The sequence below is a fragment of the Massilia eburnea genome (genome assembly GCF_050709955.1).
Classification (GTDB): domain Bacteria; phylum Pseudomonadota; class Gammaproteobacteria; order Burkholderiales; family Burkholderiaceae_D; genus Rugamonas; species Rugamonas eburnea_A.
Window position 1 is genome coordinate 133,800 of sequence record NZ_JBNZFX010000001.1, and the last position, 22,200, is coordinate 155,999.

The window sequence follows — 22,200 nt, forward strand, 5'->3', positions numbered from 1 at the left end:
GCAACTATGAATTCTTCAAATGAACGTGAAAGCTTTAGCCAGCGTCTCCAGCAGGCTTTGAAAAATGCCCACTATTCTCCGGACAGCCCAACCCGGCTGGCGAGGGAGTTCAACATCCGGTTTGAGGGCAGGCCGATTACGGTCCACGCAGCCCGAAAATGGCTGGTTGGAGAGGCAATTCCGACCCAGGAAAAGCTGCGCATGATTGCGCAGTGGCTTGGCGTTCCTGCTGAATGGCTGCGCTTTGGCGGTGCCGAAATCGAGCACCATAATGGCGACACCAACGGAAGCCACCTGGCCCGCTTCGAGTCGGCGGACGTCAAATTGATCGCCGATTTGCAACGGCTGGACGACCACCACAAGCAAATTGCGCGCGAATTTATTCGCATGCTGGTGCGGGTCAACTACCAAAAGTAACAGAACGACACTATTTGCCCTGCTCAAAACTGGGCAAATAGCTTTCAAAGTGAGCTCCGAGTTTCACTTAGCGCGCCGGCTCCCGGCGCGTCTCCCCGCAGTGTCAGAATGATGTTTTTGGCACTGGCGACATGGTGTCCTTCCATGTCACAAACGACCATACCACCTTGTAACAAGCTTGATACATTGGCCCGCAAAGGCGCATATTTTCAGGGATTCATGCCATTCCAGCGAGGGGCCAGATTGTGACATATGCCGAATAAGTCGATCACGCGGGCGACGGTGTGGTCCACCATTTCGTCGATGGATTGCGGCTGGTGATAAAAGCTTGGCAAAGGCGGAAGATGATGCCGCCCATCTCGGTTACGGCAGTCATATTGCGCAGGTGCGCCAGGTTGAAAGGCGTCTCGCGCACCATCAGTATCAGGCGGCGGCGCTCCTTCAGCATCACGTCGGCGGCGCGGGCGATCAGGTTGTCTGACAGGCCATGCGCGACGGAGGCCAGGGTTTTCATCGAACAGGGAGCGATTACCATGCCGTCGGCCTGGAACGAGCCGCTGGCGATGGAGGCGCCGATATTGTTCTGTTTGTGGACGACATGGGCCAGCGCTTCGACTTCCTTGCGCTGCAGGCCAGTTTCCTGATGAAGAGTGAGGACTGCGGCGTCGGAAATAACCAGATGCGTCTCGACGGGGCGGCCATCCGACCGGCCCAGTTGATTCAAATGCTGCAGCAGCCGCACCCCATACACGGCGCCGGTGGCGCCGGTGATGGCAATGACCAGCCGCTGCGGGCGATCAGCCATTGTTGTCGAGCAGGGTCTTCAGTTCGCCGGATTCATACATCTCGGACATGATGTCGGAGCCGCCGATAAATTCACCGCGCACATACAGTTGCGGGATGGTTGGCCAGTTCGAGTATTCCTTGATGCCTTGACGCACTTCCGGATCGTCCAATACGTTGACGGTGGCGATGTTTTCAACGCCGCAAGCTTTCAGGATCTGGATGGCACGGCCGGAGAAGCCGCACTGCGGGAACTGGGCGGTGCCCTTCATGAACAGCACGACAGGGGTGTTGCTCACGGTTTCTTTGATCCAGGTTTGTACGTCGCTCATTGCACTCTCACTGCTAGGGATTGGAATCCTGCCATTTTACCGCGAAACGGCGCATGACCCAATTCGGTGCCAGGTCTGTCATTCGGACAGTTAGCGCCATCATTTGATATGCCTCAATACGCAATTGAGCCGTCTTTCGCGTATTGAGCTAGATCAAAGGGTAGCGCTGTCTGTCCGAATGACAGACCTGGCACCGACTTTGGCACCGTCTTTTAGCCGCGCAGCTTGGCGAAGGCGGCGGCCATCGAGCTTGGCTGGGCTGCTTCACGCGATTGTTGCTTTTGCTGTTGGCCCATGGCGCGGCGGTCGTTGCGGTCGCCGCGCTGCTCAGGGCGGGCTCCGGCGGCTGGTGCGCTGTCGCTCAGGCGCATGGTCAATGCGATGCGCTTGCGCTTGACGTCCACTTCCAGCACTTTGACTTTCACTACCTGGCCGGCTTTCACCACCGTGTGCGGATCTTTGACGAAGGTGTTCGACAGCGCGGAAATGTGAACCAGGCCGTCCTGGTGCACGCCGATGTCGACGAAGGCGCCGAAGGCGGCCACGTTGGTCACCACGCCTTCCAGGATCATGTCCACGCGCAGGTCGCTGATTTCTTCCACGCCGTCCTTGAAGGTGGCGGTGGTGAACTCGGGACGCGGGTCGCGGCCCGGCTTTTCCAGTTCCTTGATGATGTCGGTGACGGTCGGCACGCCGAACTTGTCGTCGGCGTACTTGGCTGGGGACAGGCCCTTCAGCAGCTTGCTTTCGCCGATCACGCCGCGCACGTCTTTCTGGATGTCGGCCAGGATCTTCTCGACCAGCGGGTAGGACTCAGGGTGCACTGCCGACGCGTCGAGCGGGTTTTCGCCGCCCATCACGCGCAGGAAGCCGGCCGCCTGCTCGAAGGTCTTGTCGCCCAGGCGCGGCACGTTCTTCAGCGCGGCACGGGAGGCGAAAGCGCCCTTCATGTCGCGGTAAGTCACGATGCTCTGCGCTACACTGGTGCTCAGGCCGGATACGCGCGCCAGCAGCGGCGCCGAGGCGGTATTCACGTCGACCCCGACCGCATTCACGCAATCCTCAACCACCGCGTCCAGCGAACGCGCCAGCTGGGTTTGCGATACGTCGTGCTGGTACTGGCCGACGCCGATCGACTTCGGATCGATCTTTACCAGTTCCGCCAGCGGGTCTTGCAGGCGGCGTGCAATCGAGACCGCGCCGCGCAGCGACACGTCCAGCTCCGGCAATTCGCGCGATGCGTATTCGGAGGCCGAGTACACCGAGGCGCCGGCTTCCGACACCACGATCTTGGTCAGCTTCAGCTCAGGGCATTGCTTGATCAGGTCCTGCGCCAGCTTGTCGGTTTCGCGCGAAGCGGTGCCGTTGCCGATCGAAACCAGTTGCACGCCATGCTTGGCGGCCAGCTGCGACAGGGTGTGCAGCGCTCCGTGCCAGTCGTTGCGCGGCTGGTGGGGATAAATGGTGGCGGTCTCCACCACCTTGCCGGTGGCGTCGACCACGGCAACTTTCACGCCGGTGCGCAGGCCTGGGTCCAGGCCCATGGTGGCGCGTGGGCCGGCCGGGGCCGCCAGCAGCAAGGCTTTCAAATTGGTAGCGAACACGTTGATGGCGTCCAGCTCGGCTTTTTCGCGCAGCGCGCCCATCAGTTCGGTTTCCAGATGCATGAACGACTTCACGCGCCAGGTCCAGCGCACGGTGTCGGCCAGCCATTTGTCGGCCGGGCGGCCGGCTTGCTTGATGCCGAAGCGGGCCGAAATACGGCTTTCGCATGGGTTATGCGGGGCATCCCACTTCGGTTTTTCTTCTTCCGAATCGAGGCGCAGGGTGACGTCGAGCATGCCTTCCCGGCGTCCGCGCAGCAATGCCAGGGCTCGGTGCGACGGCACGGCAGCCAGCGGCTCGGAATAATCGAAGTAATCGGCGAACTTTTCGCCTTCTTCTTGCTTTCCATCAACAACTTTGGATTCAACTACGCCATGATCTTGCACATATTCGCGCAGCGCTTGCAGCAGGGTGGCGTCTTCCGCGAAGCGTTCCATCAGGATCTGGCGGGCGCCGTCCAGGGCGGCTTTGGCGTCGGCCACGCCCGGGTTCTTGCCGTCGGCGGTTTCGAAGGCTTCGCGCAGATAGCCGGCGGCCTGCTCGTCGGGGTTCAGGGTCGGGTCGGCCAGCAGGGCGTCTGCCAGCGGGGCCAGGCCGGCTTCGATGGCGATCTGGGCCTTGGTGCGGCGTTTTTGCTTGTAAGGCAGGTAAAGGTCTTCGAGGCGGGTCTTGTCCTCTGCGTGCATGACCGCATCTAGCAGCTCCGGCGTCATCTTGCCTTGCTCGGTAATCGAATTGACGATCGCTTCGCGGCGCTCTTCCAGCTCACGCAGGTAGCGCAGGCGTTCTTCCAGCAAACGCAGCTGGATGTCGTCCAGGCCGCCGGTCGCTTCCTTGCGGTAGCGGGCGATAAACGGGACGGTGGCGCCTTCGTCCAGCAGGGCGATGGCGGCGGCCACCTGGACCGGCTTGGCGGCCAGTTCGAGGGCGAGGCGTTGTTCGATAGAAGGCAGCATGACGGTGTTTCCAAACGGTGAAGGCCGAAATCATACAACGCCCGCATGGCCAACGGGCGCCGGAATAGATTATTATTAATTAGTTAATGTTGTCCGTCTAACTTGTAGTTGCACTAAGTTAGGATTTTCACAAACACGAAAACGTGGAAGGCGGATAATATTGCATGTTGCTGTTTTTGAACCGCTGATTTAAAAGAATGCGCCCAATGGATATTACCCGCGACGAAGCCCGCGAAACTCCAGTCGCACCGGCCCCCTCATCTGCTCCTGTACCTGCCGCTCCGCCTAACCAGCTGCCCTATGCTGTGGCGACGTGGTTGCAGCGGGTGGATGCAGCCGCGCATCCGAAGCCAAAACTGGCCCCGGTCGACATCGACCCGAAACAGACCAACTACAAACTGATTTACGTGCTGGCGCCGACCAGCGGCGGGCGCCATGTGGCGCTCTGCCTGTACAAGGCGCGCCTGAAGCCGAACGGCGACGTGGCCGCGGCCACGCCGGTCAGCGAAGTGTTCTCCCTGCTGTCCGCCCCACCGGCATTCCTGGCGCCGGGCGATGAAGACCTGGTGCGCTTCTTCGTGGCAATGCGCAGCGGCCCCAATTCGCAGACCGGCAGTGCAACCGAGCCGCGCGGCAAGATCGGCGCGGCCCTGTTGCAAATGCTGTCCGAGCACGACAAGCTGCTGTGGGCGAATTCCTGGTCCGACGTCGGCAATGGCCTGGTCTACCCGATGAAGGCGGGCCAGATGCGCGATGCCAGCCTGGCCTGGCGCGAAGAGGGCAAGGGCTTGCGCCTCGGCTGGCAAGTCGATGTGCAGGAAGGCGTCAAGCACCACGGCGCGGACCAGATCGACTATATGTTGCCGACCGAACCGCCGTGGTACATCGACAACCTGTCGACCGGGGGTATTGCAACTGAACCAGGGCGGCACCACCATCCCGCTGGCTGAGCTGCAAGCCCTGGTGGCGCAGGCGCCGCTGCTGATGCCCAACGATAAGATGCGCGTGTCCCAGCTCTTGCTGGCGCATGGCCTGCAGCAGTTGATGCCGCTGCCGCAGCCGCTGCCGCAGCGCGTGCGCACCGACGTCAAGCCGCTGCCGATCCTGGTGCTCGATTCGGCCCAGCTGGCCGACGGTACTCTGCAGCGCTGGAACGACTATGCCGTGCTGTCGTATGACTACGATGGCGAGCGCGTTTCCTTCGACCCGACGCAGCGCGTGGTGCGCCAGCGTGGCGAAGTGACTGAAATCATCCAGCGCGACGAAGCGGCCGAGGCGGCTGCGCTGGAAACCCTGTCCCAGCTTGGGTTCCGCAAGCCGACTGCGCTGCCGCTGTCGAGCGTGCGCGGCGGCCTGCTGCTGGCCAATCAGGCGGACTGGATCCGCTTCGCCGAATCCGGCATCGGTGAATTGATGGCTGCCGGCTGGCGCGTCGAGAAGTCGCCGAAGTACCGCTACGATATGGCGGCGGTCGACGATTGGTATGCCGAAGTCGATGAAGAAACCACCGACAACGGCAACGCCTGGTTCGACCTGGAATTGGGCATCACCGTCAATGGCGAGCGCGTGCCGTTGCTGCCGGTGCTGGTGCAGATGATCCGCAATTTCCCGAACGACTTCGGTCCGAAAGCGCTGGCGATCCACGGCGAGTCGGACCAGATGCTGGCGGCCCTGCCGGACGGCAGCCGCGTGGCCTTGCCATGGAACCGCCTGCGTCCTATCCTGGCCACCATCGGCGAGCTGTATTTCAGCGAGAAGATCCGCCACTCGGTGCGCATGTCTTCGCTGGACGCGGCGCGCCTGGATGAGCTGGCGCGCAATGTCGACTTCCAGTGGACCGGCGGCGAAGCGCTGCGCGAAATGGGCCGCAAGCTGAACCAGTTCTCCTCGGTGCAGCGGGTGCCGACCCCGGCTGGCCTGCGCGCCACCCTGCGCGATTACCAGACGGACGGCCTGAGCTGGATGCAATTCCTGCGCGAGTACAACTTCGGCGGCATCCTGGCTGACGACATGGGCCTCGGCAAGACCGTGCAAACCATCGCCCACATCCTGGTGGAGAAGGAAGCTGGACGCCTCGATCATCCGGCCCTGGTAATCGCGCCTACCAGCCTGATGAACAACTGGCAGGATGAAACGGCCCGCTTCGCGCCAGGCCTGAAAGTGTTGCTGCTGCAGGGCAAGGATCGCGCCGAACTGTTCGACGAGATCCCGCAGGTCGACCTGGTGCTTACCACTTACGCCCTGCTGCCGCGCGACGAAGAAAAGCTGCGCGAGCATGATTTCCACCTGGTGATCCTGGACGAGTCGCACTACATCAAGAACACCCGCTCCAAAGCGGCCCAGAGCGCCAGCCTGCTGCGCGCACGCCACCGGCTGTGCCTGTCGGGCACGCCGCTGGAAAACCACCTTGGCGAGCTGTGGTCGCAATTCCACTTCCTGCTGCCGGGCCTGCTGGGTGACGAGAAGACTTTCAACAGCAACTTCCGCCATCCGATCGAGCGCCAGGACGATCCGCAGCGCCGCCATTTGCTGAATCGGCGCATCAAGCCGTTCCTGGTGCGCCGGACCAAGGACGGCGTGGCGAAAGAACTGCCGCCGAAGACCGAGATGGTGCGCAAGGTCGAACTCTCCGGGGCGCAGCGCGACCTGTACGAAACCGTGCGCTTGGCGATGGATCAGAAAGTGCGCGACGAGATCGATCGCAAGGGCGTAGCGCGCTCGCAGATCGTGATCCTGGAGGCGCTGCTCAAGCTGCGCCAGGTTTGCTGCGATCCGCGCCTGGTGAAGTCCACCAAGAAAGCTGCTACTGCCGGTTCAGCCAAACTGGTCGACCTGATGCAGATGGTGGAAGACCTGCTGGAAGAAAAGCGCAAGATCCTGGTGTTCTCGCAATTCACCTCGATGCTCGAACTGATCGAGGAAGAACTGGAAGCGCGCGATATTCCGTATGCCATCCTGACCGGCGAAACCCGCGACCGCGGCGCTCAGGTAGCGGCGTTCCAGCAAGGTGCGGTGCCGATCTTCCTGATCTCGCTGAAGGCCGGCGGGGTGGGCCTGAACCTGACTGCCGCCGACACCGTGATCCACTACGATCCATGGTGGAATCCGGCCGCCGAAAACCAGGCGACCGACCGCGCCTGGCGGATCGGCCAGGACAAGCCGGTGTTCGTCTACAAGCTGATCGCGAAAGGCACGCTGGAAGAGAAGATCCAGCTGCTGCAGCAAAAGAAATCGGACCTGGCGCAATCGGTGTTGGCCGAAGGCGAATCGCAAAAGATGGCATTGACCCAGGAAGACCTGCAACAGATCTTCGCACCGTTACAGGATTGATCCCATGCTGAGTGCTGAACAACTATCGCCAGATCCTCGACCACAGCAGCGACGTACACTGGATGCTGGACTGCGATAGTGGCCAGCTGCTGTACGTCAGCCCTTGCGCGGAAAAGCTGTTCGGCTACATGCCGGAGCGCGCGCAGCAGGTGGCGGCAAGCCTGATGGGCGAGTTGCCGGAACGGCTGGAAGCCTACACCTCCGGCGACACCACCCGCCGCCACACGGTGCGCGATGCCGAAATGGCGGGCCGCGATGGAGTGATGATCCCGGTGGAAATCGAATCGACCCTGGTGCCCGACGTCGACAGCGGCGTGCTGCGCCTGGTCGGCACGGTGCGCGATATCCGTGAGCGTGTCGAACGCGAGAAGCAGCAAAAGAAATTCGCGTCGATGGTATCGCATGAATTCCGCACGCCGCTCTCGACCATCGATGGCGCTATCCAGCGCCTGGAAATGACGTCGGCAAAACGCCGACGAAAACACCAAGAAGCGCTACCGCAAGATCCAGACTGCAGTCGACCGCTTGCTCGAGCTGATCAACGAATACTTGAGTCCCGAGCGCCTGGCCAGCATTGGCCGCAAGCGCCAGGCCGATGAAGTTTCGCCAGAAGCCTTGCTGGAAACCGCGGCCGAGCAGGCACGCCAGCGTCGCGCCGGCATCACGGTGCGCGCGGAAGGTTTGCCGCAGTGGATGCGTTGCGATCCGCAAGGCATGCGTTTGTGTCTCGACATACTTTTAGACAACGCTCTCAAGTACACGAATGACAACGTTGCGATAGAATTACAGGGAAGGAAAGCCAGCGAAGGCGGGGTTGAACTCCTCGTCATCGACCGCGGCACTCCCGTTCCGGATGATGAGCTAGGCAAACTCTTCGACAAGGGTTACCGAGGCAAGGCTGCCGCAGGGCATGCTGGTTCCGGCCTCGGCCTGTATATGGCCAGGAATGTTGTAGAGGTCCACGGCGGCACACTGTCTGTGGAAAATTTGCCTGAAAGCGGCAAGAAATTTCGGATTTGGCTCCCTATCGCTGCTTAAGCCTTGCGCAGCCCGTGACCAACCGTGATAATTCTTCGACGCAAGCCCTAAACCCCGGCTCGCGACTGAATGGAAAATGGCGCATCAATGACGCAAATACTGATCGTGGAAGACAACCTGGAATACGCCGAAGAGATGGCGGATTTCCTGGCTGAGCTTGGCCATGTAGTTCATACCACCAATAATGCCCAGGAAATGTGGTCCGCCCTCAGCCAGGGCACCGTGGGCGTTGTCGTGCTCGACCTGGGCCTGCCGGACGAGGATGGCTTCAATGTCATCCCGCGCATGCGCCAGCTCTACCCGCAGATCGGCCTGCTGGTGCTGACTGGCCGCGTGGCTTTCGATTCGCGCATCATGGGCCTACGCCTGGGCGCCGACCACTATCTGACCAAGCCGATCAAGTTCCCGGAACTGGCGGCCCACATCGAAGCGCTGGACCGTCGCGTCGGTCCGCAGGAAGCCATCCCGGTGCCAAGCAAGTGGACCCTGAAAGTGTCGGCCCGCCAGCTGGAACTGCAGGGCCAGGCCATCACCCTGACTGAGAAAGAGTGCAATTTCCTGCACTTGCTGACTATTAACACCCGTCCTGTGCCGCGCCAGGTGATCGTGGCCGGTATCGGCGGCGATGATCCGGATGCCGGGCGCCGCGTCGACATGCTGGTGTATCGTTTACGCAAAAAGGCGCGTAGCGGCCTGGGCCAGGATTTGCCCCTGCGTTCGGCCTACGGCGAGGGTTATAGCCTGTCCGCCAGCTTCAATTTGTCTTAATAGGGACAGAGTCAAGCGAACTGGGTAGAATCGGGGTTTCCCGATCCTACCCTTTTTGTTTTTATGGCCCGTCTGCCTCGCCTCGTCGTTCCCAACCTGCCCCATTACATCATCCAGCGTGGCCTGAATGGCCAGGAAGTGTTCCTAGATGCTGAAGACTTCAGCAGTTTTATCGCCTGGATGCGCGCCGCCACCCGCCAATACAAGGTGGCGGTGCACGCCTACACCCTCTTGCCGGGCGAATTACACCTGTTAGCCTCGCCCAGCGATGAAGAGGGCCTGGGCGGCATGATGCAGTGGATTGGGCGCCACTATGTCCCTTATTTCAATCAAAAGTACTCCCGCGCTGGCACGTTATGGCAGGGCCGCTATAAAACCTCGGTGGTCGAAGCCGAGCGCTACTTCATTTCTTGCTCGAAATACATTGAATTCGCCGCGGTGCGGGCGCGGCTGGCGGAGGGGCCGGAACATTACCAGTGGTCGAGCTATCCGCATCATGCCGGCATCCGCCAGGATGGCGCGGTCAACGACCATCCGATCTACTGGGCGCTGGGCAATACGCCATTCCAGCGCGAGGCGGCCTATATAGAACTGGCGGCGCAGGGGCTGGCGGGAACGGAAACGCGGGCTATCGAGAGCACAGCGCTGAAAGGCTGGCCATTGGGCAGCGATAAATGGAAGGCAGAGCTGGAGCGGCGCATGAAACGGCAGGTATTGCCGGCAAAGCGGGGGCGGCCGGCCAAAACTGGTAAACCCGGGTAAGACCCAAGGGGCTGACCCGTCCTGCGGCAGGTGCCTGGCGGGTTTGCCGGGTTTTGGTGTCACTCTGTCCCCAATTAAAATTTCCAGCGACCGCCGCTGAATTAATTCGACTCCGACCCTAATTGTTTTTGTTGCGCGATTTTGTGCATTGCACTACTCTGGATTTTCGTGAGTAAAAATTCAGCGGAGAAATGCATGCAAGCGCAAGGTTTGTACAACCCAGCCAACGAACATGACGCCTGTGGCGTCGGTTTCGTCGCCCACATCAAAGGCAACAAGAGCCACTCGATCGTCGAACAGGGTCTGCTGATCCTGAAGAACCTGGACCACAGGGGCGCAGTCGGTGCGGACAAACTGATGGGCGACGGCGCCGGCATCCTGATCCAGATTCCGGACCAGTTCTACCGCGACGAAATGGCCAAGCAGGGCGTCGAACTGCCGCCGCCAGGCGAATACGGCGTCGGCATGGTGTTCCTGCCGAAGGAAAACGCTTCGCGCATCGCTTGCGAACAGGAAATTGAGCGCGCGGTGCGCATCGAAGGCCAGGTCGTGCTCGGCTGGCGCAACGTGCCGATCGACTCGGAAATGCCGATGTCGCCGCGGGTGCGCGAAAAAGAGCCGGTGATCCGCCAGATCTTCATCGGCCGCGGCCAGGACGTGATGGTGACCGACGCGCTGGAACGCAAGCTGTACGTGATCCGCAAATCGTCCGGCCACGCGATCCAGGCACTGAAACTCATCCACGGCAAGGAATTCTTCGTGCCGTCCATGTCGGCCCGTACCGTGGTGTACAAAGGCCTGCTGCTGGCTGACCAGGTGGGCGTGTATTACAAAGACCTGCAGGACCCGCGCTGCATCTCCGCGCTGGCACTGGTGCACCAGCGCTTCTCGACCAATACCTTCCCTGAGTGGCCGCTGGCCCACCCTTACCGGCTGATCGCGCACAACGGCGAGATCAACACCGTGAAGGGCAACTTCAACTGGATGCGCGCCCGTGAAGGCGTGATGAAATCGGCGGTGCTGGGTGAAGACCTGCAGAAGCTGTTCCCGCTGATTTACGAAGGCCAGTCCGACACCGCCTGCTTCGACAACGCGCTGGAACTGCTGCTGATGGCGGGCTACCCGCTGGCACAGGCGATGATGATGATGATTCCGGAAGCGTGGGAAAACCACACGCTGATGGACGACAACCGCAAGGCCTTCTACGAATACTATGCGTCGATGATGGAACCATGGGACGGCCCTGCCGCCATGGCCTTCACCGATGGCCGCTATATCGGCGGCACCCTGGACCGCAATGGCCTGCGCCCTGCCCGCTACATCGTGACCGACGATGACCTGGTGGTGATGGCGTCCGAATCGGGCGTGCTGCCGATTCCCGAATCGAAGATCATCCAGAAATGGCGCCTGCAGCCGGGCAAGATGTTCCTGATCGACCTGGAAGCCGGTCGCATCATCGACGACAAGGAACTGAAAGACACCTACGCCAACGCCAAGCCATACAAGGCATGGATCAACGCGGTGCGCATCAAGCTGGGCGAGCTCAAGATGAGCGAAAGCCAGACCGCGGCCAACGTGGCCAAATACGGCCCGGCCGCTGGCGAAAAGCAATCCGCATCGCTGCTGGACCGCCAGCAGGTGTTCGGCTATACCCAGGAAGACATGCGCTTCATCCTGGCGCCGATGGCGATCAACGGCGAAGAAGCCGTCGGCTCGATGGGCAATGACTCGCCGCTGGCCGTCACTTCCAACAAACTGAAGCCGCTGTATAACTACTTCAAGCAACTGTTCGCGCAGGTGACCAACCCGCCGATCGACCCGATCCGCGAAGCGATGGTGATGTCGCTGGTGTCCTTCATCGGCCCGAAACCGAACCTGCTGGATACCAACAACGTCAATCCGCCGATGCGCCTGGAAGTGGCGCAGCCGGTGCTGGGCTTCGACGACATCGCGCGCCTGCGCACCATCAGCCAGCACACCGGCGGCAAATTCAAGTCCTATGAGCTGAGCATCTGCTACCCGCTGGCCTGGGGCAAGGAAGGCGTGGAAGCGTCGCTGGCATCGCTGTGCGCGGAAGCCGTTGACGCGGTGAAGTCCGGCCACAACATCCTGATCATCTCCGACCGCACTGTTGGCCCGGACCGCGTCGCGATCCCGGCCCTGCTGGCGACGTCGACCATCCACCTGCACCTGGTGAGCAAGGGCCTGCGCGCATCCACCGGCCTGGTGGTGGAAACCGGCTCCGCCCGCGAAACCCACCACTTCGCCCTGCTGGCCGGCTACGGCGCGGAAGCAGTCCACCCATACCTGGCGATGGAATCGCTGGCCGAACTGGCGCATTCGCTGCCGGGCGACCTGACGCCGGAAAGCGCGATCTACAATTACACCAAGGCCGTCGGCAAAGGCCTGATGAAGGTGATGTCGAAGATGGGCATTTCGACCTACATGTCCTACTGCGGCGCACAGATCTTCGAAGCCGTTGGCCTGAACCGCCAATTGGTCGACAAGTATTTCCGCGGCACCCAGTCGAACGTGGAAGGCATCGGCCTGTTCGAGGTGGCCGAGGAAGGCCTGCGCCTGCACAAACTGGCCTTCGGCAATGACCCGGTGCTGGCCGACGCGCTGGACGCGGGCGGCGAATATGCCTACCGCGTGCGCGGCGAAGACCACCTGTGGACGCCGGATGCCATCGCCAAGCTGCAGCATTCGACCCGTTCCAACAACTACTCGACCTATAAAGAGTACGCACAACTGATCAACGACCAGACCAAGCGCCACCTGACCCTGCGCGGCCTGTTCGAATTCAAGATCGACCCGGCCAAGGCGATCCCGCTGGATGAAGTGGAGCCGGCCAAGGACATCGTCAAGCGCTTCGCTACCGGCGCCATGTCGCTGGGTTCGATTTCGACTGAAGCACACGCCACCCTGGCCATCGCGATGAACCGCATCGGCGGCAAGTCCAACACCGGTGAAGGCGGCGAAGACCCGCGCCGTTACAGCAACGAGCTGAAAGGCATCCCGATCAAGGTCGGCGCGACCCTGGCTTCCGAGCTGGGCAAGGAGCAGGTTGAAGCGGATATCCCGCTGCAGGAAGGCGACTCGCTGCGTTCGCGCATCAAGCAGGTGGCATCCGGCCGCTTCGGCGTGACCGCGGAGTACCTGAATTCCGCCGACCAGATCCAGATCAAGATGGCGCAGGGCGCCAAGCCGGGCGAAGGCGGCCAGCTGCCGGGCCACAAGGTGTCCGAATACATCGCGCAGCTGCGCTTCTCGGTACCGGGTGTGGGCCTCATCTCGCCGCCGCCGCACCACGACATCTATTCGATTGAAGACCTGGCCCAGCTGATCCACGATCTGAAGAACGCCAACCCGCGCGCTTCGATTTCGGTCAAGCTGGTGTCGGAAGTCGGTATCGGTACCGTCGCTGCCGGTGTGTCGAAAGCCAAGGCTGACCACATCGTGGTGGCCGGCCATGACGGCGGCACCGGCGCCTCGCCGCTGTCCTCCGTCAAGCATGCCGGTACCCCATGGGAGCTGGGCCTGTCCGAAACCCAGCAAACCCTGGTGCTGAACGGCTTGCGTAGCCGCGTGCGGGTGCAGGCTGATGGCCAGATGCGTACCGGGCGCGACGTCGTGATCGCCGCCCTGCTGGGCGCCGATGAAGTGGGCTTTGCTACCGCACCGCTGGTGGTGGAAGGCTGCATCATGATGCGCAAGTGCCACCTGAACACCTGCCCGGTCGGCGTTGCAACGCAAGATCCGGAACTGCGCAAGAAGTTCCAGGGCAAGCCGGAGCACGTGGTCAACTACTTCTTCTTCGTAGCAGAAGAAGCTCGCCAGCTGATGGCGCAACTGGGTATCCGCACCTTCCAGGAACTGATCGGCCGCGCCGACCTGCTGGACAAGTCGAAAGCCATCACCCACTGGAAAGCACAGGGCCTGGACTTCAGCAATGTGTTCTTCCAGCCGAAAGTGGACGACGGCATGACCATCTTCCACAGCGAACAGCAGGATCATGGCCTGGACAAGGCACTCGACCTGAAGCTGATCGCGCAAGCCCGGCCAGCCCTGGAAAAAGGCGAGCGCGTGTCCTTCATTTCGCCGGTTAAGAACGTCAACCGGACCGTCGGCACCATGCTTTCCGGCGAAGTGGCCCTCAAATACGGCCATGCCGGCCTGCCGGACGACACCATCCACATCCAGCTGCAGGGCACCGCTGGCCAGTCGGCTGCAGCCTTCCTGGCAGCCGGCATCACCATCGACCTGGTGGGCGAAGGCAATGACTACGTCGGCAAAGGCCTGTCGGGCGGCCGCATCATCGTGCGCCCGAACACCGAGTTCCGCGGCTGGGCTGTGAATAACATCATTGTTGGTAACACCGTCATGTACGGCGCGGTTGCCGGCGAAGCCTTCTTCAATGGCGTGGCCGGCGAACGCTTCGCCGTGCGTAACTCCGGCGCCACCGCGATTGTGGAAGGCCTGGGCGACCACGGTTGCGAGTACATGACCGGCGGTACCGTGGTGGTGCTGGGCGCCACCGGCCGTAACTTCGCGGCGGGCATGTCGGGCGGTATCGCCTATGTGTACGACCCGGACGGCGAATTCCACAGCAAGTGCAATATGTCCATGGTGAGCCTGGAAGAAGTGAAGGCGGCCGGCGACCAGCAGGTCGACAAGGCCACCTGGCACAGCCAGCATCGCAATGGCGAACCGGAGGCCGATGAAACCATCCTCAAACGCTTGATTGAGCGCCACTTCAAACACACCGGCAGCACGCGCGCGCGCCTGTTGCTCGACAACTGGAACGAGAGCCGTGCCAAGTTCGTCAAAGTGTTCCCGAGCGAGTACAAACGCGCCCTGGTGGAAATGGCAGACAACGCCGCGATCGAAGCGGAAACTCAAGCAATCGCAGCGTAAGAGAGGACAGTAATCATGGGTAAGATCACCGGTTTCATGGAATTCCAGCGCCAGGAAGAAAGCTACCTGGCACCTGAGGCTCGCCTCAAGAACTACAAGGAGTTCGTACTCCACCTGAACCACGAGCAGGCCAAGGTGCAGGGCGCGCGCTGCATGGACTGCGGCATCCCGTTCTGTAACTCGGGTTGCCCGGTCAACAACATCATCCCGGACTGGAATGACCTGGTTTATCGCGGCCACTACCGCGAAGCGCTGAACACGCTGCACTCGACCAATAACTTCCCCGAGTTCACCGGCCGCATTTGCCCGGCGCCTTGCGAGAGCGCCTGTACCCTGGGCATCCACGAGCTGCCGGTCGGCATCAAGTCGATCGAACACAAGATCATCGACGAAGGCTGGGAACACGGCTGGGTCGTGCCGCAGCCGGCCGAAGTCAAGACCGGCAAGAAGGTTGCGGTGGTTGGCTCCGGTCCTGCAGGCCTGGCCGCTGCGCAACAGCTGGCGCGCGCCGGCCACGACGTGACCGTGTTCGAAAAAGCCGACCGCATCGGCGGCCTGCTGCGCTACGGCATCCCTGACTTCAAGATGGAGAAGTACCACATCGACCGCCGCGTTGAACAAATGGAAGCGGAAGGCGTGAAATTCCGTACTTCGGTCCTGATCGGCAAGGACTTCCCGGCGACTGTTGCCAACGGCTCCAAGGAAACCATCTTCCCGGAAGACCTGGAGAAAGATTTTGATGCAGTGGTGATGGCCGGCGGCGCCGAAGCGCCGCGCGACCTGCCGGTGCCGGGCCGTGAACTGAAAGGCGTCCACTTCGCGATGGACTTCCTGCCGCAGCAAAACAAGGTCAATGCCGGCGACAAGGTCAAGGACCAGATCAAGGCCACCGGCAAGCACGTGGTCGTGATCGGCGGCGGCGATACCGGTTCCGACTGCGTCGGCACCTCGAACCGCCACGGCGCTGCCAGCGTCACCCAGTTCGAACTGATGCCGATGCCGCCGGAGCAGGAAAACAAGCCGATGGTATGGCCATACTGGCCGACCAAGCTGCGCACTTCTTCTTCGCACGAAGAAGGCTGCGAGCGTGACTGGGCGGTCGCCACCAAGCGCCTGGAAGGCAAGAACGGCAAGGTTGAAAAGCTGGTCGCCTGCCGCGTCGAATGGAAAGACGGCAAGATGACCGAAGTGCCAAACTCGGAATTCGAAATGAAGGCCGACCTGGTGCTGCTGGCCATGGGCTTCGTCTCGCCAGTGGCGCAAGTGCTGGATGCCTTCGGTGTCGACAGGGATGCTCGCGGCAATGCCCGCGCCCAGACCGAAGGCGACAACAGCTACAAGACCAGTAAGCCAGGCGTGTTCGCAGCCGGCGACATGCGCCGCGGCCAGTCGCTGGTCGTATGGGCGATCCGAGAAGGCCGCCAGTGCGCCCGCGCTGTCGACGAATACCTGATGGGCAGCTCCGTCCTCCCGCGTTAATTCCCTCCCTAAAAGTCAAGCGTGCCAGCCCGCACGCTTGACCTTTTTCAAGCGGTTGTCATACAACCACACCCCGCCCAACCCACCATTCTGAGCGCACTTCCCCGCCAACGTTCCCTTTGGGAAATGTTTTTGCGTAAATCTTGGTATTGTTATAGGATGTCTGACGACATGGATTATTCGAACAACGTTGTTCTACATGTCACTTCCCCCTTAACAATTTCTGGAGATATCTAGGCTATGAAGAAGAGCTTCATTTGCGGCGCCCTGATGTTGATTTATTCCGCCAGCTCATTTGCGGCCGATTGGCCCAGTGGCTATTCCAAGTGCGCAGACCAGGGTGGCACCTGCAAAGTTGGCAGTAGCAGCCGCTCGGTTTCTTACGGCATCAAAGACAAGTGGGTCATCAAGACCCTCTCTGGCGACATCAAGTGCGAGACCGGCACCTTTGGCAGTGACCCCTATCCTGGTGTGACCAAGAAGTGTGCCGTGGGCGCGCTGACCGGCACCGATCCGACACCAACTCCAACGCCGACACCGACACCTACGCCGGCGCCATCCGCCAACGCCACCAAGGAAGCCGCGCCATCCACCGGTTGGGCAGGACAAGGCGGCGGCACCACCGGCGGCGCCGCAGCGCCTTCCTCGGCCATCTACCTGGTCAACACCGGTTCGCAACTCGTTGCAGCGCTCAAGGCGCAAGGCGACAATCCAAAGATCATCAAGCTGCAGGGCACCATCAATATGGCCGCAGCCGACAACGGCGGCCCATTCAAGAGCGCTACCGACGAAGGCTTGCGCCTGCAAATCAAACCGGGCAGCAACACTACCCTGATCGGCGTAGGCAGCGATGCTCGTCTGGTCAATGGCAATATCGTGCTGAACGGCGTGCAGAACGTCATCGTGCGCAACCTCACGATCCAGAACCCCTGCTCGCTCTACCCTGTGTGGGATCCGGAAGATGGCAGCAGCGGCAACTGGAATTCGGAATATGACGGCATCACGATCGCGAATTCGCGCAACGTCTGGGTCGACCACAACGTCTTCACCGATGGTTCGGTAACGGACGACAAGCTGCCTGTCGAAAACGGCAAGGTCAAGCAATGCCATGACGGTGCGCTCGATGTAAAGAACGGCTCCGACTACGTGACTGTGTCGAACAACCGCTTCGAGCTGCACCAGAAGAACAACCTGATTGGTTCTTCCGACAGCCGCACCACAGACGATGGCCACCTGACCGTCACTTTCCACAACAACCACTTCCTGAACGTGGCGGAACGTGGCCCTCGCGTACGGTTCGGCAAGGTGCATCTGTACAACAACTACTTCGAAGGCTCACGTTCGCATGCTGTCTACCCGCACCACTACAGCATCGGCGTCGCCTACAAAGCCAAGGTCATCTCGCAGAACAATGCTTTTGATATCGCTGGAGCATCGAGCTGCACGAACATCGTGACCAACCCTGGCTCCTCCAGCAAGACTGGAGCGATCACCGACGTTGGCTCGCTGCTGAACGGCGCAGCGCTCAACTTGTCGACCAAGTGCAGCTTCAGCAGCCAGGTCGGCTGGAGCGTGCCGTACTCGGTCACGCCGCTGAACGCATCGGCGGTGAAGGCATCGGTACTGAGTAACGCAGGCACCGGCAAGATCACGGTGAACTGATCGTCGTCTCCGTCAAGCGCGCAGCCCCGTGCGCTTGACGATCTTCCTCATGAGCGTAAACTGGTTGCATCCGGCAGGCCTTGGCCGTATCGCGGTATGGAGGTGTTCAGTGAACGGCGATCCGACCCGCAAGCCAAATGGTGACTTTGAAAAACGAGTAGTTCGGCTAGAGGTCATTACTGAGCATCAATCAGAAGTCCTTAACCAATTTCGGGAGGATACTCGCGAGAACTTTCGTGAATTCCGGGAAGAAGCCAGAGGGAACTGCCGAGATGTCCGTGCGGAGATTCGCGGGGTTCGCATGGAAATTCGCGTCCTCACCGGCATTGCTATTTACGGTCGTCCTTGGGGGGGTAGCGATCCTGGCCAAAGTCTACGGCGTATGACGCGATAGCGCGCATCATTTCTCGAACGCTAGCCAGGTCCAGGTAACGCCAGCTTGGCGGTTGAGCCGGCTGGATCGAGGCAGATTTCGCTTTCTCAATCAATTGGAGGCCGAAAGTCAGCGCCAGGTTTATTGTTTGGTCGGCAGAGACTTCAAACACGCGTCGATTCTCAGGGGCTGCACCGTGCCGGATCGACACCACAAGTGTCGCGCCAGGTTTTCAGCAATGGGGCTATGCGGGGACATTGCGCTTATCTGTTCTACTGGCGCAAGGTGATGCCAGACAGCGCTTACGAGCACCAGGTCGAAGGGACTCTTTGCGTGATGCCATCTTGAACAATTTCCGGAAGGCTGTCGTCAATCCACTCGATCTGAAGCGGGGAGTGCAGCCTGAGTCCCGCGTCAAGAAAATGCGGCGACGGGTTTCAATGGCCGTCACGTTGTGCCCCTGCCTTGTGAGCCAAGCCGAATCAACGCCTGTACCGGCCCCTATATCAAGAACCGAACCCGGTGCCGTTGGCAAGCAGAAGATGGACAGCTTGGTATTTATCCTCAAAACGAGACTCCGTCGTAGCGAGGAATAAGCCATTCCGCGTCGTCAAGGTAACCTTCGGTTCCCCGGAACAGTTGCATCCGGCTTCATTCTGCACCCAGTCGCTGTTTTGCGCTGGACCAGTGCCACCAGTTAATTTCGTTCAGTTCCGCGTCTGTGGTTTGCCAACACCAGGCCGGGCATTGAGGATAAGAACCCATCAGGGCATTGCACCTTCCAGAAGTTGCGACAAACATGCAGTGAGGCGATGCTGAATTTCGTTCACCCTGCGAAGCTGGCGCGGGTGAGTCAGCTCTTCGGTGCCGGCCTCATAGCTATTTCGTCCGGCAACAGTGAGCTCAAAGCTTAGCCTTGCGAGGAAACGAAGTTGAGAATCAAAAGGAAGCTGAGTGAAACCAAGCGGCCTCAAGGGGAATGTCTGGCATTAGTAATAAAGTCCCCAAAAGAGCACTGATTTGTTCGGTGCTGCACCCCGAGCGCGAGCAACAACGTTCGCACTTCAGGATAGCAAAGCTACCAGCGCGGTTGAATGGAAGTGCCAGCCGAACAATCCGGCCAAGCCATGAAATCACCGCAGCTTGTGGGCAGCATTCAACGCGAAGAACAAGCCAACGTTGCTTGGTCAGCGCCGTAATGTGTACTGGCTCAGACGTAACCTGCCTGGTTGCGACTGATGGCCGACAGCTTCCGCCCCTAAGCCGACCTTCCATGCATGGCCTCGAATTCGCGAACATAGTGCTCGGTAGGAAGAGCAGTTCCTGCTTCCTTGATCTCCCCAGTCAACTTGCTCACCATGATTGGTGCATTGCCTCCTAACGCGTAGATGTAGTTACCAGTAGCGAGGAATTCTGGCGTGTTATAGGTATAAGCGAAAGTGGCTGATGTCTCAAATGGAGAAGGCAGCAGCACTAACTCTTCTCCCCATTGTTGTGCCAACCGAAGCAGATACTCCTCGGCAAGCGCACGGCACTCTACATCGCTAAGCACTTTGGGCTCCTTGGGATGACTGCCTGTGGCCGGTCCCTGCCGATTGTACTCGACGGCATGGCGGGGCCAGCCGGCTCGGCAGCTACAGCCCGAGCAGTCATTCCGCACTTTGCATCGAAAGCTCAAGAGCACTTCCCGCCTCACCGGGACGCCAGCCCTGCTGAAGCGCAAGTCGAATGGCGCGCTCTACGATGGAGGGAGTGATAACGCTGGCTTCGGCCATCATCCAATTGTCCGGCCGGGCGGCGCCCATGGTGACAAGGAGCGTCGTCCGACCACCTTCTTCCAACTCAACGGCAAAGCGAAGATTTCCCTGAGCCAGTCCTTGGCAATAAGTTGGACGCGGCCGAATAGCCCACCGATATCCTGTGGACTCTACAAGGATCCTGCGACTGCCTTTCCGGGCGATTGACATAGATTAGTTGTCTCTGAATGGCCGGTTTTGGCCGGATCTAGCCAATCAAAACATCGCGTTGACGGCGGTTTTTAAGCGTTCTTCGTCGTCAATGAGTTTGCCGTATTTCTCAAAGGACAGAGATCCCGCGTTCACCTGTTTTTCCAGAAAAATACGTAGCCTCCATGGGTCAGGATCGACTTTGTCGAAATCAAAATCAATTCCTCCTACGTTCCAGGTCCTGAAGACATCAACTCCAATCCCGTGGGTACGAAAGAACCAAGTTGTGCCAGGTATCTGCTGGAGACCTCGGAATTCTCGGCGCATGATGTCTTGCGCATCCTCCAATTTGAACGCTCTTTTCAATAGCTCCTTTGCCCAAGCCATTTCAGCATGCCACAAGGGAATGACCTCCTGGATCAAACGTATGTCCTCGTCGGTGTCCGGCAAGTTTGCAGCATGCATCATTTTATTTCTCTTTTCAGTTGAACAATTACGGTCGAGGATGATGGATGGTAGATCTGAGGTTACGGTGCCCGGCGGTCTGCTCCTGGCCGTACACGGGCTCTCAAGGAATTACCAACTGCATTTTCGCGCTAGAAAAATACTGCACTTTTGCTTGAGATAGTTCTTCGGCCAATTTTTGACGCAGAACCAATCCGTCCGCATCCAATCTATCAACTTCGTTCGAGTTTGTGTATGTCCGAAAGTGCGCCAGCTCATATCGTTGCTGCCACGCTAAAATTTCATCTCCTAGGCTATCGGAAATGCCTAGAGCAGGTGCCGTCAACCAGCCGCCCTCGACGGCATCCCGTACACCAGTTCCCGAGAGCATTCCGTCAACTACTAAATAGTGCGCAGTTTTGTTCATATTGAAGAGCGATTCGTGAACGTCTGAAATTGGCCGATTGTACCTGCTCATCGCGCTTGACGAGCGTCTGGAGAACTCTTGTTCGAGCACCTGGGAACCAACGAGTTATTTCCATATGACCCACCTGTTGGTTGCATTTTCAGCGGGTTGAGGCCCAACCTGATTTTGTGCCCACTTGTCGAATTCTTCTACAGTGCCGTCAGCTGCTCTGTATGCAACAGCGTACGGCCTAGGTTTCCCAGCAATGAATACAACGACGTACGTAGCGAAATAGTTCACAATCCCTCTGTCAGACGCCAACCATTCTTCCATGGCACCAAGATCTGCAAACTCATCGAGTCGGACTAAGGGAAAATGAGCGCAGTAGACAAGTGCGAGGAAATTGCCACTTACAGGCTCGTCACCTCTGAGTGGTTTCGGATTCGAACCCTCGATTCTTCGACAACAAGATCGCGGAGATGTGCATTGCTTGAGCTTTGCGTATCGAGCCGTCGCAGCACCTCGTCTATCTTAAGGCAAATGCCCTCAGGATCATCATTTGAGGCAGCAACAGCCATTTGCGGCCATCTCAAGTACATTCATCATTTGCAGTTTTCTGACGGAAGCTGTGCCGCCTAGTGTATTTTCCGAACGGACCGTTTTCTGGCCGGTTGACGTCTACGGATATTCCGACATCAACTGCGGCTGTTACCTTACGGTGTAAAGTCCCCGTGGAAGGGCGCCGGTTCCCCCAACCAAGTAAGCACGTAACAACCTCCCTGCTGCCACGAGTTCTGCGGCCCGCGAACCGTCCCAAGGTGAAAATACTTCACCCGCCATCGATCCCCGTACCGAATCTTCAATAAATGCCTGCGCATAGTATCCGTGCGTGTATGGCACAGGGCAGAGATCGGCCATGGCAGGATAATGCGTTTCTGCGATGATTGACGAGAAGAGCTCTCGCATCTGATCTGCAGCCTTG

The 22,200-nt window shown here is 59.8% G+C and carries 13 protein-coding genes and 2 pseudogenes; 9 read left to right on the forward strand and 6 right to left on the reverse strand.

Annotated features, from left to right (window positions below):
* Window positions 1-6 precede the first annotated feature (6 nt).
* Window positions 7-417, forward strand: coding sequence for a hypothetical protein (locus ACQ4MM_RS00690; protein ID WP_431475551.1), 411 nt, complete (start codon window positions 7-9; stop codon window positions 415-417).
* Between the two features lie 209 nt (window positions 418-626).
* Here ACQ4MM_RS00690 and ACQ4MM_RS00695 read toward each other — a convergent pair.
* The 3 genes and pseudogenes from ACQ4MM_RS00695 to ACQ4MM_RS00705 form a co-directional block, all read right to left on the reverse strand.
* Window positions 627-1,222, reverse strand: a pseudogene (locus tag ACQ4MM_RS00695) (UbiX family flavin prenyltransferase).
* Complete coding sequence (grxD, locus tag ACQ4MM_RS00700) at window positions 1,215-1,532, reverse strand: Grx4 family monothiol glutaredoxin (protein ID WP_431475552.1); 318 nt, start codon at window positions 1,530-1,532, stop codon at window positions 1,215-1,217. Before grxD ends, ACQ4MM_RS00695 begins: the two are co-directional and overlap by 8 nt.
* Window positions 1,533-1,744: 212 nt before the next feature.
* A complete protein-coding gene (locus tag ACQ4MM_RS00705; protein WP_431475553.1) occupies window positions 1,745-4,093 on the reverse strand; it encodes a Tex family protein in 2,349 nt (782 codons plus the stop codon).
* 206 nt (window positions 4,094-4,299) lie between these two features.
* Here ACQ4MM_RS00705 and ACQ4MM_RS00710 point away from each other — a divergent pair.
* The 8 genes and pseudogenes from ACQ4MM_RS00710 (at window position 4,300) to ACQ4MM_RS00745 (ending at window position 18,049) form a co-directional block, all read left to right on the forward strand.
* A pseudogene (locus ACQ4MM_RS00710) lies at window positions 4,300-7,423 on the forward strand (DEAD/DEAH box helicase).
* Window positions 7,424-7,434: 11 nt separating this feature from the next.
* Window positions 7,435-8,022, forward strand: coding sequence for a PAS domain S-box protein (locus ACQ4MM_RS00715; RefSeq protein WP_431475554.1), 588 nt, complete (start codon window positions 7,435-7,437; stop codon window positions 8,020-8,022).
* Window positions 7,949-8,461: a sensor histidine kinase gene (locus ACQ4MM_RS00720; RefSeq protein WP_431475555.1), complete on the forward strand. Its 513-nt coding sequence runs from the start codon at window positions 7,949-7,951 to the stop codon at window positions 8,459-8,461. The genes ACQ4MM_RS00715 and ACQ4MM_RS00720 overlap by 74 nt, the downstream gene beginning before the upstream one ends.
* Window positions 8,462-8,548: 87 nt before the next feature.
* Window positions 8,549-9,229 carry a response regulator transcription factor gene (locus ACQ4MM_RS00725; RefSeq protein ID WP_055939590.1) on the forward strand — a complete coding sequence of 227 codons (681 nt, stop codon included), beginning with the start codon at window positions 8,549-8,551 and terminating at the stop codon, window positions 9,227-9,229.
* A gap of 63 nt (window positions 9,230-9,292) precedes the next feature.
* Window positions 9,293-9,991: a transposase gene (locus tag ACQ4MM_RS00730; protein ID WP_431475556.1), complete on the forward strand. Its 699-nt coding sequence runs from the start codon at window positions 9,293-9,295 to the stop codon at window positions 9,989-9,991.
* Between the two features lie 195 nt (window positions 9,992-10,186).
* Window positions 10,187-14,908, forward strand: a complete 4,722-nt coding sequence (locus ACQ4MM_RS00735) for a glutamate synthase-related protein (RefSeq protein WP_431475557.1) — start codon at window positions 10,187-10,189, stop codon at window positions 14,906-14,908.
* 15 nt (window positions 14,909-14,923) lie between these two features.
* Window positions 14,924-16,387, forward strand: coding sequence for a glutamate synthase subunit beta (locus ACQ4MM_RS00740; protein WP_431475558.1), 1,464 nt, complete (start codon window positions 14,924-14,926; stop codon window positions 16,385-16,387).
* A gap of 240 nt (window positions 16,388-16,627) precedes the next feature.
* Entirely contained in the window at window positions 16,628-18,049 is a 1,422-nt protein-coding gene (locus ACQ4MM_RS00745; protein ID WP_431475559.1) for a pectate lyase family protein, read from the forward strand.
* A gap of 1,631 nt (window positions 18,050-19,680) precedes the next feature.
* On the opposite strand, the gene ACQ4MM_RS00750 is transcribed toward ACQ4MM_RS00745, so the two are convergent.
* The 3 genes from ACQ4MM_RS00750 to ACQ4MM_RS00760 all read right to left on the reverse strand — a co-directional run bounded on the left by ACQ4MM_RS00750 (window position 19,681) and on the right by ACQ4MM_RS00760 (window position 21,239).
* Window positions 19,681-19,974, reverse strand: coding sequence for a hypothetical protein (locus ACQ4MM_RS00750; protein WP_431475560.1), 294 nt, complete (start codon window positions 19,972-19,974; stop codon window positions 19,681-19,683).
* Window positions 19,975-20,434: 460 nt separating this feature from the next.
* Entirely contained in the window at window positions 20,435-20,836 is a 402-nt protein-coding gene (locus tag ACQ4MM_RS00755; protein ID WP_431475561.1) for a DUF6896 domain-containing protein, read from the reverse strand.
* A 100-nt stretch (window positions 20,837-20,936) separates the two neighbouring features.
* Entirely contained in the window at window positions 20,937-21,239 is a 303-nt protein-coding gene (locus ACQ4MM_RS00760) for a hypothetical protein (RefSeq protein ID WP_431475562.1), read from the reverse strand.
* Between the last annotated feature and the right edge of the window lie 961 nt (window positions 21,240-22,200).